General features: G+C 37.6%; 14 protein-coding genes. 10 read left to right on the top strand and 4 right to left on the bottom strand.

The window, feature by feature from the left end:
- Positions 1–750 precede the first annotated feature (750 nt).
- The 3 genes from H3R28_RS07150 to spt all read left to right on the top strand — a co-directional run bounded on the left by H3R28_RS07150 (position 751) and on the right by spt (position 4097).
- Positions 751–2484: a fatty acyl-AMP ligase gene (locus H3R28_RS07150; protein WP_370552829.1), complete on the top strand. Its 1734-nt coding sequence runs from the start codon at positions 751–753 to the stop codon at positions 2482–2484.
- A 158-nt stretch (positions 2485–2642) separates the two neighbouring features.
- Entirely contained in the window at positions 2643–2885 is a 243-nt protein-coding gene (locus H3R28_RS07145; protein WP_198210440.1) for an acyl carrier protein, read from the top strand.
- A gap of 12 nt (positions 2886–2897) precedes the next feature.
- Positions 2898–4097 carry a serine palmitoyltransferase gene (spt, locus tag H3R28_RS07140; protein ID WP_198210439.1) on the top strand — a complete coding sequence of 400 codons (1200 nt, stop codon included), beginning with the start codon at positions 2898–2900 and terminating at the stop codon, positions 4095–4097.
- Positions 4098–4102: 5 nt separating this feature from the next.
- On the opposite strand, the gene H3R28_RS07135 is transcribed toward spt, so the two are convergent.
- Entirely contained in the window at positions 4103–5041 is a 939-nt protein-coding gene (locus tag H3R28_RS07135) for a hypothetical protein (RefSeq protein WP_198210438.1), read from the bottom strand.
- A gap of 16 nt (positions 5042–5057) precedes the next feature.
- Positions 5058–6032, bottom strand: a complete 975-nt coding sequence (locus H3R28_RS07130; protein ID WP_122124056.1) for a diacylglycerol kinase family protein — start codon at positions 6030–6032, stop codon at positions 5058–5060.
- Positions 6033–6227: 195 nt separating this feature from the next.
- Here H3R28_RS07130 and H3R28_RS07125 point away from each other — a divergent pair, with 195 nt between their 5' ends.
- The 5 genes from H3R28_RS07125 (at position 6228) to H3R28_RS07105 (ending at position 11049) form a co-directional block, all read left to right on the top strand.
- Complete coding sequence (locus H3R28_RS07125; protein ID WP_198210437.1) at positions 6228–7115, top strand: metallophosphoesterase; 888 nt, start codon at positions 6228–6230, stop codon at positions 7113–7115.
- Positions 7116–7182: 67 nt separating this feature from the next.
- On the top strand, positions 7183–8340 hold the full coding sequence (locus H3R28_RS07120) for an LptF/LptG family permease (RefSeq protein ID WP_198197713.1): 1158 nt from the start codon (positions 7183–7185) through the stop codon (positions 8338–8340).
- Entirely contained in the window at positions 8340–9437 is a 1098-nt protein-coding gene (locus H3R28_RS07115; protein WP_155565976.1) for an LptF/LptG family permease, read from the top strand. The genes H3R28_RS07120 and H3R28_RS07115 overlap by 1 nt, the downstream gene beginning before the upstream one ends.
- Complete coding sequence (locus tag H3R28_RS07110; RefSeq protein ID WP_232351258.1) at positions 9434–10258, top strand: sterol desaturase family protein; 825 nt, start codon at positions 9434–9436, stop codon at positions 10256–10258. The genes H3R28_RS07115 and H3R28_RS07110 overlap by 4 nt, the downstream gene beginning before the upstream one ends.
- A 17-nt stretch (positions 10259–10275) precedes the next feature.
- Positions 10276–11049, top strand: coding sequence for a nucleotidyltransferase family protein (locus H3R28_RS07105; protein WP_155580886.1), 774 nt, complete (start codon positions 10276–10278; stop codon positions 11047–11049).
- A gap of 60 nt (positions 11050–11109) precedes the next feature.
- On the opposite strand, the gene H3R28_RS07100 is transcribed toward H3R28_RS07105, so the two are convergent.
- Positions 11110–12000 (bottom strand): formyl transferase, encoded by an 891-nt coding sequence (locus H3R28_RS07100; RefSeq protein WP_155580887.1) that lies wholly within the window; start codon positions 11998–12000, stop codon positions 11110–11112.
- Between the two features lie 13 nt (positions 12001–12013).
- Positions 12014–12310 (bottom strand): putative quinol monooxygenase, encoded by a 297-nt coding sequence (locus tag H3R28_RS07095; protein ID WP_110439034.1) that lies wholly within the window; start codon positions 12308–12310, stop codon positions 12014–12016.
- 166 nt (positions 12311–12476) lie between these two features.
- Between H3R28_RS07095 and H3R28_RS07090 the strand changes: the two genes are divergently transcribed.
- Positions 12477–13265: an inositol monophosphatase family protein gene (locus tag H3R28_RS07090; RefSeq protein ID WP_198210436.1), complete on the top strand. Its 789-nt coding sequence runs from the start codon at positions 12477–12479 to the stop codon at positions 13263–13265.
- Positions 13266–13335: 70 nt separating this feature from the next.
- Entirely contained in the window at positions 13336–14196 is an 861-nt protein-coding gene (locus H3R28_RS07085) for a lipid-binding SYLF domain-containing protein (RefSeq protein ID WP_230873108.1), read from the top strand.
- Positions 14197–14204: the final 8 nt, after the last annotated feature.

Genomic DNA, 14204 nt, shown 5'->3' with positions numbered 1-14204 from the left:
AACACTACAACCAATACGCCACCAGCATATCCCCTTCTCATCCTATACAATTGTCAATGAACAAAACCGTAAAACACATCAAAAACCTTTTGTTCTCTCAATGTCTGTGTGATCTTATCTATACAATTTAAATCTAAGAATCAACCCCTAAATTTTATTTTTTTGTTTTTAATTTTAAATCCTTTTTTAATCTAAAAAACCGTTTTTAATTAACAATGTAAATCCGCTCATTTAACAATTTATAGAATAAGATATCAAGTTTACTTCTTTTCTTTTAAAAAATTGACTATTTTCATACTGAAAATGAAATATATTTCCCACTTGTTAGTATATAAAGTATTATACATACATAAAACGCTGTTCATTCATTTAAACTGATTGCAATAATGGGATTTGATTAACAAGACAACAATCAGTCCAAAACAGATCTGGTTTTAAAAAAAACTGTTTCATATGAATGTATATTTGCATAAAAAACTTGCGAAATCTTTATTTTTTTTTAAAAACAAGATTGTTTTTTATTATAAGCCCTATTAAACGTAAATACATAACCATAACAATGAGTTTTACATGTTGCAAAAAATACTTTCTTCATTTGTAGAAAGCTTCTATACACAATATGTTTGGCAACAGCCAAACAGGATTGCTCTTTTATAATCATAATGAAGTGATTATTATTTATCTTTAGGTATACTTAACAAAAGCAATTTATATATACTGTTTTGTAAAAAACTTGGTGGAATTTTAATTGTGGACATAAACAAACATCCAACACCAACGGATTCTGGTCTTAAACGACGTTTTGGTGATTTTGTTTCTCTTTCTGAGGCTTTAGATTACGCCGCTCAAGGAAAAAGCGGTATTAATTTTTATTCAGCCAAGGGAGTTTTATTAGAATCATTACCCTATTCTGACCTGCGACAACAAGCTATACATGTTGCCAAGCAACTTTTGACCTTGGGACTAAAGAAAGGCGATCGCCTGGCCATTGTTGCAGAAAGTGACAGTGACTTTAGCCGTATCTTTTTTGGCTGCCAATATGCAGGTATTGTTCCCGCCCCAATGCCTCTGCCTGTTGCTTTTGCTGGAAAATCTTCTTATATCAACACCTTGCGGGGAATGATTGAAAACTCTTCCGCAAAAGCGGTTATTATTCCACAAACAATTCAAAGCTGGACGCGGGAAATTATTGAAAAATTTCCCTTATTATTCGGAGGAAGTCCTGCCCAGCTAAAAGAAATAAAAGTTAATAGCGCCATAGAATTACCAGTTATTCAGGCTGATGATCTTTCTTATCTTCAATTTTCTTCAGGAAGCACTCGCTTTCCTATGGGGGTTGCTGTCACCCAAAAAGCCTGTTTGGCCAATGCTCATGCAATCTCATATTATGGATTGGCAGTAAAAGAAACAGGAGACCGATGCGTTTCATGGTTACCCCTGTATCACGATATGGGACTGGTTGGATTTTTTCTAACCCCTATGACATGCCAGTTAACCATTGATCTTTTGCCTACCAGGGATTTTGCAAGGCGTCCACATGTCTGGTTGGATCTGATCAGTCGTAACAAAGGGACCCTATCTTATAGTCCATCTTTTGGGTATGAACTTTGTACACGCCGTATGCCTTCTTCAACCCTAGAACTTGATTTATCCTCTTGGCGTGCGGCAGGTATTGGCGGAGATATGATACGTTCTCATATTTTAGAACAATTTGCCGAACAATATCAAAAATATGGTTTTGATTCAAAAGCTTTTGTCGCAAGCTATGGTATGGCGGAAGCGACATTAGCCCTTTCATTCGCACCTTTGGGAGAGGGACTTAAAACCGATACTATTGATTTGCCCCTTCTTGAAACGACAGGTATAGCAAAACCTTCCAATGATCCTTGCGTTACAACCAGGACTTTTACTCTTTGTGGTCCGATACTTCCTGATCATGAAATTGAAATACGGGACGAAAATGGAAATATTCTTCCTGAAAGAATAGCGGGCAGCATTTACGTGCGAGGCCCAAGCCTTATGAAAGGTTATTTCAATAAAGAAAAAGAAACAGAAGCCGTTCTTGACAAAGAAGGATGGTTAAAAACAGGTGACCTAGGTTATATTTTAAATAACGAAATTGTCATAATTGGACGCGAAAAAGATTTGATTATCATTAATGGGCGAAATATATGGCCCCAGGATTTGGAATGGGCGGCTGAACATGCTTTTAACTCGCTAAGAAGCCGCGATGTCGCTGTATTCTCGGTTGATAAGAATAATCAGGAAACTGTCGTTGCACTTGTCCAATGCCGTGCCATTGATGAGTCTGAAAGAAAAAGACTTCAAGAAGATATGACCAGTCTGTTTAGAAGACAAAATGGTGTAGAAGTATCTGTCCTGTTAGTCCCTCCACATAGCCTGCCGCAAACCTCCTCTGGAAAATTGACACGGGCAAAAGCAAGACAAATGCTTTTAAAAGGAGAATTCGGATTTCATTTTTAAAAATTCAGGTATGAAATGAAATTTTATGGCCTCTTGAACAGAATTTAAAAGCTATTTACAATAAATCAATTCTTTCCTTAGGATATGCGACTGATTGCGTTAAATGTCATCCAATCAGTCATAATCGTTCAAATATTGATATTTAACAAGGTAACACTATGACTGAAACGGTTGAAGAAATTTCAAAAATAATTATTGATACATTATTAGAAAACCCAAAAGTTCCCAAAAACATTTCACCAGACAGCAAAATTATTGAAGATTTGGAATTCGATTCTCTTGCTGTCATGAATTTCGTCATGGAAATTGAAGATAAACTAGACGTATCCGTTCCCTTGGATCGCCTGACAGACGTAAGAACGATTCATGATCTTGCAGATGCTATCGTTTCCCTTAAATAAAAGCTCTCTCCTATGGATATATTTACAAAATTCAAGCCACTTGAAACTGCTTTCAGCCAACTTATTTCCTTTGCCCCGCACAATCCGTTTGGGGTTACAATCGAGAAAACACTTTCTGCAACAGTTGGTACTATCAACGGGAAAGAAACACTTCTTTTTGGAACAAACAATTATCTAGGCCTCAGTCAATCCGAAGAGGCACGAAAAGCAGCTGCTGAAACAGCTATGCAATATGGTGTTGGAACAACGGGATCCAGAATTGCCAATGGCTCTTATTCCTTACATCAATCACTCGAACAAGAGCTGGCTCAGTTCTTCAACCGTTGTTCCTGCATGGTTTTTTCAACAGGATATCAAGCAACCCTCGGCATGGTATCAACTCTTGCCGGTAAGGATGATTACCTTTTCTTGGATGCGGACTGTCATGCCAGTATTTATGATGGCAGCAGACTCAGTCAGGCACAAATTATACGTTTCCGACACAATGACGCTGACGACTTACGTAAGAGATTACGCCGAGTTGGCAATATAAACGGTATTAAACTGGTTGTTGTGGAAGGAGTTTACTCCATGTTTGGAGATATCGTTCCCCTCAAAGAATTTATCCAGGTTAAGAAAGAGGAAAATGCTTATCTCATGATTGATGAGGCACATTCTTTTGGTGTTTTTGGTGAACATGGTCGAGGAATTGCAGAACGTGAAAACGTGGAACAAGACGTTGACTTCATCGTGGGAACTTTTTCTAAAAGCTTGGGTACTGTTGGAGGATATTGTGTTTCCGATTATCCACAAATGGATAAATTACGTCTTTGTACCAGACCCTACATGTTTACGGCCTCTTTACCTCCCGAAGTAATCGCCGCAACACGTGAAAACTTGAAAATCATCGCTAACCGTCCTGAATTGAGAAATAAACTAAAGAATAATGCCTCCCGGTTTTATCATGCATTACAGAATGCTGGTTTTCAAACTGGTCCAGATATCAGCTCTGTTGTTTCTGTCATCTTGAATGAATTACCTCAGGCTGCTCATTTCTGGAACAGGGTGTTAGAATTGGGGGCTTATATTAATCTTAGCCTGCCTCCCGCTACACCAGATAACAGACCTTTATTAAGAGCGAGTATCGCCGCGGCCCATACAGAAGAACAGATTGACCGACTAGTTCAAATCTACATTCAGGCGGCTAAAGATGTAGGGCTAACTCTTAATTAAAATCTTTATCGTTTGAATAAACCCTGTCGATATAATTTGAATAATATCCAGGGTGCATTTATAAGGGGATATTTTTTTTGGAACGCTGTCAACTCAAGATTAATGTCACGGTGTCGATTAATTTTCCACACAATATACTGCGCCCCCCCTTCAAACGTGAAAGCGGCCTTAATTAATCGGCAAATATTCAAGGGTCGACCCAATATTTTCCGAATCTTCCAGCGTTTTCTAGCATATTCTCGTTGATCCTTTGACACAGATGGAAATAGAAAATAATTTTTTGTCTCGTTATAGGATATTCCTGCTTTTTGCCAGCCCAGTTTTAAAAGTTGCTTAAAGTAATCTTCTCTATTTTCCAAAATCAACATTGGACGATTATTTGATTCCACCCTTAGCTCAGCATCATAAGTATGACGGAATAATGAACACCAATATTTTTCCGCAGTCCCATATTCTGGCCCCAAAAAAGTGGCCCACCATATAGCTGTATTTACCGCTTTTATGAGACAATCCAACAATGCCTGTTTTCCTTTTTCATCCTTCCACCAAAGAATCTTAACAGGCTGACAAAAACGCGCCCACATCGTTGTATCAATGGATTGTAAAGCAGTAGCTTTTTGAAATTGATCTATTGATAATATCGCAACTTTGGCCCTTAAATTAACATTCCCCTCACTCCATTCATGATATTCAATATTCGGAGGTAGACAATAATTAATCACAATTTTAAAACAATCTTCCGGATACCAATCAGACAAATTTTGACAAACAACATAAAAATCAAGCAAACCTGTCAGTTCTTTTTTCCATAAAGAAGAACCGTAATAGATAACACCTATGGGTTGCCGATCTCCTATGATCTGTTTAACGAAGGCGGTAACAGATTCTGGAACAGAATGCTGATCAAATGAAGTGGCTAATAATTGTGACAAGGATGATGACATAAACAGCCGACATTATCTATAAACGGACAAACGAAAATTTGGGACCGGTCGAAAGAAGGATACAATGATCCTCGCCTGTATCAAACTGTTCTCCATCAAGAATAATATCCTCTTTGATTGACAGTTTTATTTTATTGGCGGTACCACTAAGATAATTAGGATCATTCAATAACCATTCCGGCGTTTTACCTCTTAATAAGGCGAAACATGCCGCCAACAGATGTGGAGGACGTGCTTTAACATTCAAATAATGAAGACTATCATCCCCTGCATATCGGTTAAAAAACGGCCACATTCCATGAGATAGGCTCTGTAAAGTCGTCGATAAAAACAAAAAGCAATTCTCCTGATATGATTTCTTTTCATCAATGAAAAAAGAGCATACATTACCGTTAAGCCACAAATCCCGTGTTTTTGAAAAAAATAATTTTAGTAAAGACGTTATAATGGTGATTGCCACAGCACCATCATGAGGAAAATTTTTTAAAATCGTCGGATTATGTGCAATCTGAATAGCCTTCGTAAATGCCGCTGCACCTTGAAACATTCCCAAAACAGGCGGGCGAGAGGGATCAGACCATTCAATTTTTAATGCATGACGATGCTGAACCATAAAATGCAATCGCTGACGTTCTGCCAAAGTCCTGATACGCTTAAGAGCATTGATTCCCCGAATACCGAATCCAATATCCTTGGCTATTAAATTTGTATTTCCTGAAGGAAGAATAATGAGGCTTGGCAATTTATCATGTGGATAACAGCTATAAATAGCTGTCATGACATGACTAATCGTGCCATCCCCACCATCTATAATGATACAATCAACTCCTGTTGCGACAAAACGATTTAACGTTTGCATCATATCATCAACAGTTCGTGGCGTAGAATAATTTTCACCTAACCAGTTCAAGGCAAAATCTGTAAATTCCTTATCCTCTTTCTGATTTAATCGACTGACAGGATTTTTAATTAAGGCAATATTCTGATTCACGGATTGCTTCTAACATTCTATAGTATCTTGTTTTAATTTAATATGAGGAGTAATAAACGTTTTTATAGTTTTGATGTTATCATTCCTTCCCATTTGCTTCTTTTATGAAAAAAATTGTGCAAAAATCAACTATATTATCATGATTTCAAGTATGTTACATAAAATAGCATAGAATATATTTAAGGATAGTCTCTTTTGAAACGCTTTACAATTGCCCATATTTCGGACATTCATCTTCCCTTGGAAAGCATTCAATTTCCGAAATTATCCCTTGTCAATAAACGATTTTTAAGTTTTCTGTCCTGGAAAAAAAGACGCCTTTCTTTGCAAAAAAAGAGACTTGATATCATTATTGACGATATTTCCAGAGAATCTCCCGATCTTTTGTTGATATCGGGAGATCTCACCAACTTGGCTCTGCCTGAGGAATTTAAACAGGCAGCTGACTGGTTGCATCATCTTCCTTTTAAAAATATAAATATTATCCCAGGGAATCATGATGCGCTTGTTAAAACACAATGGCACAATAGCTACGCTTTCTGGTCACCTTGGTCACATGCTTACAATCATGACGATTACCCTATCATAACCCGTTATGGTTCTATCGCTGTCATTGGCATTAATACAGCTGTTCCCACGCCTCCCTTTTTTGCAAATGGCCAGGTTGGAAATTATCAGCTGAATCAAATCAGATATGCACTCCAACAACTTAAAAAAGATAATTTATTCAGGATTGTGATTTTGCACCATCCCCCTGTATCAGGAATTGTTTCGGAAAGAAAGGCCTTAAAAGACAGGAAAAAATTGCAAAAAATATTATATGAAGAGGGTGTCGAGATTATTCTTTTTGGGCATGTCCATCGTACCATTACCCGAAAATTTCTTAACACCAATATACCGATGCTGGGAATTGCTTCGGCCTCTTCAAATTCAAACCGTCCGTATCACCAAGCCGCTTGGCGTAAAATCGTAATTGAAAAATTGGATGATCACTTTCATACATTTTCAACGGTACGCTTTATAGATAAAAATGGTGATTTTTCTCAAACCCATTCCTTTTATATAAATCATTATTTTCAGTAAATCCTTGTTGAAATTTCATTTAAAAAACCAGAGTTTGACCAGATTTTTATTAACAATCCACATCAAGATGTTGGATTCCTATCTTTTTGCGCAAGCTCTCCCAAGTTTTATTGTTTCTCTTGGAGTTATCCTTGCCGCCTTGATGCTGGAAAGATTGCTTGTATTACTTGACCTATTAGCGGCAGACAGCAGCCCCCTCAGTACTTTTCTTGGCTTGCTGGCAGATCTGATCCCTCATTATCTTGGTCTTGCCATTCCGGCAGCCTTTTGCGTATCAATTTTTTCAAGTATTCGTCAGTTAAATCTTAATAATGAAATTGATGCACTATTAAATGCTGGAAAATCCCTTTTTCAATGTACACGGTCTTACATCATAAGTGGTATTGCCGTCAGTTTTTTTTGTATAATATTATATGGTTATATTCAGCCATATGCCCGATATGATTTTCGCGCAGCTTTTTTTTATGCCTCTCATGCTGGATGGGCACCCCATATTCAAAGCCATATGATTGTTCAACCCAATAACCACACTGTTATGATCGTTGACAAAGCTAGCCAAAACGGAACCCAGCTTTCAGGAATCTTCATAAGACAAACAAAATTAAATGATAAAAAACAACTGGTTGAACAAATTATTCTGGCCGATAAAGGGAATTTTTATTCACTGGCCGATCATTCAAAAATAATGCTGACCCTTTATGATGGTCAAAATCTTACATTAAATCCGAATAACAACAATAATATAACAGATTTTTCCAATGCTTCACGAATAATACAAAACACAAACAAGAAAAACATTTTTAGGGAAAGAGGCAGCGATGAACGCGAACTAACCCTGACAAATCTCTATGAACAAATTCAGCACCATACCTATCAAGACATCCCAATTTTAGATATAAAGGCTGAATTTCATTTTCGTTTAGTCCGCGCCTTATCAATTATTGCCATTCCTTTTCTTGCTGTCGCCTTAGCCATTACACCAAAACGTCGTAAAAGAAATTTAGGTCTTGGAATCGCGGCAATCATTCTTGTTGCCTATGATCATATTCAACAACTGGGTTTAACCCTTGTTTCACACGGACATGACAATGCTTTTGTCGCTTTATGGCTACCATTTTTTATATTCTTGTTTTTTTGCTTTGGCTGTCTATTCTTAAAAAACAATCCTTTTCTCCTTACCTCTCGCAATTTGTTAAGACACTTTTCAAAGTCTTCGGATAAATAATGAAAAAATTATTGAAACGTTATGTATTAACCTTTTATTTATCCAGTCGCTTGTTAGCAACGACTTTTACTACTGTCATTATTTTAACAGCAATCATGGAGGTTTTAACCCTATTGGAACAAACCTCTTCCATTTTGGAACGACAACTTGGGCTAAAAGGGGTTGTTCATTTCATGATGCTGAAATTACCTTTACTTTTTAATTCTGTTTTACCCTTAAGTACCCTTATCGGTTTCTTGATCGCCCTCACTCAATTGACAATCAACAATGAGATAACCATCCTACGATCCATAGGCCTATCGACATGGGGACTGATAAAAAAATTAATACCTGTTACGCTATTGCTAAGTTTTCTATGTTTTATTATGTCTGACCAAATTACACCCAAAACGGAACTGGATCTGGCAACATGGTGGAACAAAACCAACCCGCATCCCGAAAAAGAAAATAATTTCTATTTTTACAGCAATCTTGATATCATCAATATTGATCATATTGCCTATGGAGGAAATAAAATTACAGGACTGACGATCATCAAGCGTCGTGATTTATCTCATATTGACTCGGTGCTTATTGCTGATGAAGTCATTCATAAAAACCACCAATGGATTTTCTCTCATGCAAAATTCCTGCAAAACAAACCGGATATTCCATTAAAATTTCATGAATTAACAAATGAAAAAGAAAGAATATGGAATATTAACCTGACACCACATACCCTTATAAGACTATCTTCAAAATCAATGCCACAATCCATCCATAATATGGTTCTAGAATTATCATATCAACAACCTTTCAAAATGCCTACGAATTATATAAAAACAACAATTTGGGGAAGATTGTGTTTACCCTTTACTTTTATCATGATGCTAATTATTACTGTACTTGTGACCTACATCCCGCCACGTGCCGGGTTACGTAGCTGGATCCCCATCTATTGTTTGGGATATGGATTGTTATTTATTATATTCCAAGAAGTCCTGCATGCTTTGGGGAAAGCAGGAACTATACCCGCCCCAGTGGCTTCACTTTCTGCCTTCCTTGTCTTTATGTTAGCTACATGCACTATCATTCTATCAGTTGAAGAAAAACAATGAGCAACCAATCTATCTTTCAAATTATGCGCAATCAAGACCTACGTTCCGGACGTAGTTACGATTTAGGTAAAATGGGACTAAAACAATTATGGGTGGCCTATTTGACGCATCCAACCATCCTATTATATTTCATCCTTATTATTGGATGTATTGTCGCCGTCTGCTACACGTTCAATGGATGGGTTCCTGTCTTAAGTTCAATTATCGTCATGATATTTGGTTTTCCATTAATCTGGTATATTATCCATCGCTGGATCATGCATGTTTCGTTACTATACAGAATGAAATGGTCGGCTTCACTATGGAAACGCATTCACTTTGATCATCATCAGGATCCCCATCTTTTAAATGTATTATTTGGATCACCCTTGAATACCATACCAACCATCATTATCATTGGGGGCGGCTTGGGATATTTAGTTGGTGGATTTTGCGGTTTCTTTGCCTCTATTGGTACAGCTGTGTACATGTCATGTTTTTATGAATTTTTTCATTGCATTCAACATTTGAATTATAAACCAAAATCCAGGTATGTAAGTCATATTAAACAGGTTCATGTTTTACACCACTTTCATTATGAAAAGGGAAACTTTGGTATTACCAACTATTTTTGGGATAAAGTCTTCGGTACCTATTATGAAGATGCCAAGGCACGCCCACGGAGCCCAACTGTATTTAACATGGGATATACTGTGAAAGAAGCAGAACATTATCCTTGGGTTATGCTAAAAACCGGGGCTCCTCCACGTGATCGTCCCGCAGGATCTAATTTTCGGGAGCATAAAAAAGATTGCACCCAACACACTCAAAAAGCAGCCTAAAAGGAATTGGGGCCATTATGGAACGTGAACCCATCAATGCTTTAATTCTGGCTGGGTCAAGGCAAGGGAAACAAGATCCTTTGGCTTTGCATGCTCACGTTTCGCACAAGGCGATTATTCCCGTATTGGGAAAACCAATGATCGAATATGTTACCGAAACCCTTGCAAAAATAGAATCCATTAATAAAATTGCTGTTTCAATTGAAAAGTTCGAGGTTGTTAGGAATATTCTACCCAACTTTATTAAGTATCTTCCCACCTGTCCTGGTCCAAGTGCAAGCATCATCCAAGCCATTCAAGCGTTGGGAACCCCCCTATTAATAACAACCGCTGATAACCCCTTACTTCAACCGGAATGGGTGGAATATTTCATACAGGAAGCGGAGGCCTCACAATGTGACCTTGCTGTTGGTATCGCCCTAAAGGAACAGATTGAAAAAGATGTTCCAAACACAAAAAGAACTTACATCAAATTGGCTGACGGTTCTTTTTCTGGTTGCAATATTTTTATGTTTCGAACACCAAGGTCCATTCAAGTCGCGAAACTTTGGCAAAAATTGGAAAGTTATCGCAAAAGTCCAGTAAAAATGGGCTTGCTATTGGGATATTCGATAATCTTGCGATATATCCTGCATCGCTTGACTAGAAAAGCACTTAAAAAAAGAATTTTCAAATTAACCAAGGTTAAGATCCATTTTGTAATTATACCCTGGGGGCAGGCTGCCGTGGATGTGGATAAACCTGATGATCTCCATTTGGTTAATAATTTGATGTCTGACCGATCAAACTAAATCAATTCTTACACATTTCATTGGTTTAAAATCAAAAAATCAATAAATATTCCAAGCTTTTTAAAATATTCCATGTATTTGATATCGCATGTCAATCAAGAAACGCCTCACAGGCTGTCTAAGTATTTTTTTGCCATCTATCAGACTATAGGGGCCAGCCTTACTTAATGTATGCACCCCTTGATTATATTCGCCAAATATTGAACCTTTATTGAACTGGCCTGTAATTCTTGCTTCAAATTGATCAGGGGTTAATTCAATAATGTTTAAAAATGTCAGTCCCCCTCCATACGTCAGGCTACAATCCTGTGTCGGTAAAATAATACCCTGAGATGTAATGACTGCATTACCACCAGGACGTGCACTTGAGGGGGAAATCCTTACGGGATTAAGTGAATGAGAATGCCATGTTCCTGTAAGACTTTCCGACCAGGCAACAGATAAAACGCTTTGCCGACTTAACCCTTCCCTTACAGGGGTATAAAACATCCACCATAAATCATTATAAAATAATACAGTCGGATCAATGGCCACTTCAGGAAAAGAAAAAGAGGATACCTTCTCCCAATGAAATGGAAACTCAACTGCTTTATATAAACTGGTTTCACCTGATTTGTATGCCTCTGGCAGCATGTAAACCAATCCCTGATCCTCAATTAACATTGGATAGGATAGATGCCAGGGTTTCTCCAATACAATTTTTCGATCAATAAGTGAAAGCTGTTGATCAAGAATTAATACCTCTATACGGCCATGACGATCTCTGTAATCATATGCTTCCGCAAAAACATATAGTTTATTATCTCTATAGAGGCCAAAAGGATCAGCAAGAAATTTGAACGTATCCTCCTCTTTTATCCAATGAATATCGCAAATATCACAAGCTATCACATCCTCAACCGGTGCCTTGACAATACCAATGCGCCATATATCCGTTTCAAAAATCGACATCAGAAATACAAATTTATTTTGCGGGTATTAAATTCAGTAATTCAAGGGGTTTCACAGCAAAAGGTTTTACCACGCGCATCAGATTCTGGAAATGTTCCGTTTCGCAATGCGCATCCAAAGCCTGTTGATTTGCCCAACATTCAATAAAAACAATTTTATTAGGCTTGTCACTTTGAAAATAGGCTGTATAGCTGTGATTTCCTTTTTCCTCTCTTGAACGAGAAACACACACATTCACAGCATCTGAAATTTTTGACCAGGCCCCTTCATCAATTTCCAGTATAGCAACCAAATTAACTTCCTGAGACATAATTTGTTCCTTATTTTTTAAATAAAAATAATACGTTTCATCTTTATCAGGTTTTTATCTTAAAATAGTAAATAATCTGATTCTATAAAAAATTAAATATTTCTGATAAAATTCACTATAATCATATGATTTAAATTCATTCAATCATTTAAGGTTAAGACCAATTATGAGTGACGCACTTTCACGTCGTTTTATAGCTGCACAAGAAATTGTCAAAAATGCATCTGAAATTGCCTTACAAATGCGGCCCAGTCCAGGGGGACCCCAAGGATCCCTCAAACATGCCCAAGACTGGTTGACCGAAACAGATGGCAAGATCGAAACCTATATTTCAAAAGCAATTCAATCCCTCTTTCCCGAAGATGGTTTTCAAGGAGAGGAAAAGGGGGAAACACGTTCAGGGTCGTTAAGATGGATTGTCGACCCTATCGATGGAACATCAAACTATGCACGTGGCAGAAATCGGTGGTGTATTTCTCTTGGCCTTATGGAAGAAAATGTTCCCACTCTCGGTATTATTGCAGCTCCATGCGTAAACGAATTCTATACTGCCCGTCTAGGAAAAGGGGCATTCATGAATGAAAAGCCCATTCATGTTTCCGATGTTAAAGATCCAAAAATATCCATGATTGAACTGGGCTGGAGTCACGTCAGTAAAATCGATGAATTTCTAAAAAATGCAGAAGCTATCTTAAAAACTGGCGCAATGATTCGCACTTTGGGTTCTGGCACCATGTCCCTCGTCGATGTTGCGAGCGGTAGACTTGATGGACATTTTGAAATGGCCATTAATTTATGGGATGTGGCGGCAGCACTCGTTTTGCTTAGAGAAGCTGGTGCCTGTATTTCACCTTTCTTGGAAAATGGTGGCCTTCATCAAATGACACCTATTTTAACCGCAGCTCCAGGAATTTCGGATATCCTCTCGAAAACACTTCATATATTCTTATCATAAATCGCTTTTATGTTAAACTACCGATCTGTCTTTTCTTTTTCGTCAAACCTGAACTATATTGTTTAATCCTATGAAAAATAATTTCATCTTTAAATATGGTACGATGTTTTGCTTTTCAATGCTGTCAATATTTTCTCTTCAGCATGCCAAGGCCAAAACTGACAAAGTACAATCTATTGTGGACCATTCTCTTTTAACAGTTGAGGATGTCTTTGCAAATATTCCCACATCCAGCCGTGTCTATACCCGTTTAAAAAACGCCAGGGCAGTGATGATTTGCCCAAATATTACACATATCTCCCTCGTGTTTGGAGGCTCCGGGGGAGATTGTGTGCTTCTTTCTAGGGATGCAAGAAATTCTTGGTCCAGTCCTGCTTTTTACAAAATGTCAAGTGGCTCTTTTGGTATACAGCTTGGTGTACAAAATACAGAAGTCATGCTTTTCATCATGAACGAACGCAGTTTGCGCAAATTGTTGGACAGCCAATTCACAATGGGAGCCAGTGCCTCTGCAACAGCAGCAAAATCCAGTAGCGATGCCAACAAGGATACAGCCGATATTTATAACCTGCAAAAAGCATCAGGATTATTTGTCGGAGCCTCTCTAAAAGGATCTAAATTAAAAATTAACAGTAGTGCCAATCATAAATATTATAACCAGATTGTGGGACCAGAAGATATTGTCATGGCAATGCGCGTTAATAATCCAGCGGCAAACCGTCTGCGTAAAATCCTGATCAAATATTCAAATATGGCAAAAAATGTCCAACCTGAAAAAAAATCATCCAAAAATCATAATGTAGAGGATGATAATGGCGATGCCAATACCAATGATGATTCAGGTGCGATTGACCTTGCCCCACAAAAAGGCTCCTCATCACATAATATTAAATCTGAAAATTTGCCCGCCCCTTCAAAATCCAGAAAATAAAAAAACCA

This window comes from Commensalibacter sp. M0268 (assembly GCF_016101925.1).
GTDB lineage: Bacteria > Pseudomonadota > Alphaproteobacteria > Acetobacterales > Acetobacteraceae > Commensalibacter > Commensalibacter melissae.
This window is presented reverse-complemented; position numbering and strand designations above follow the sequence as displayed.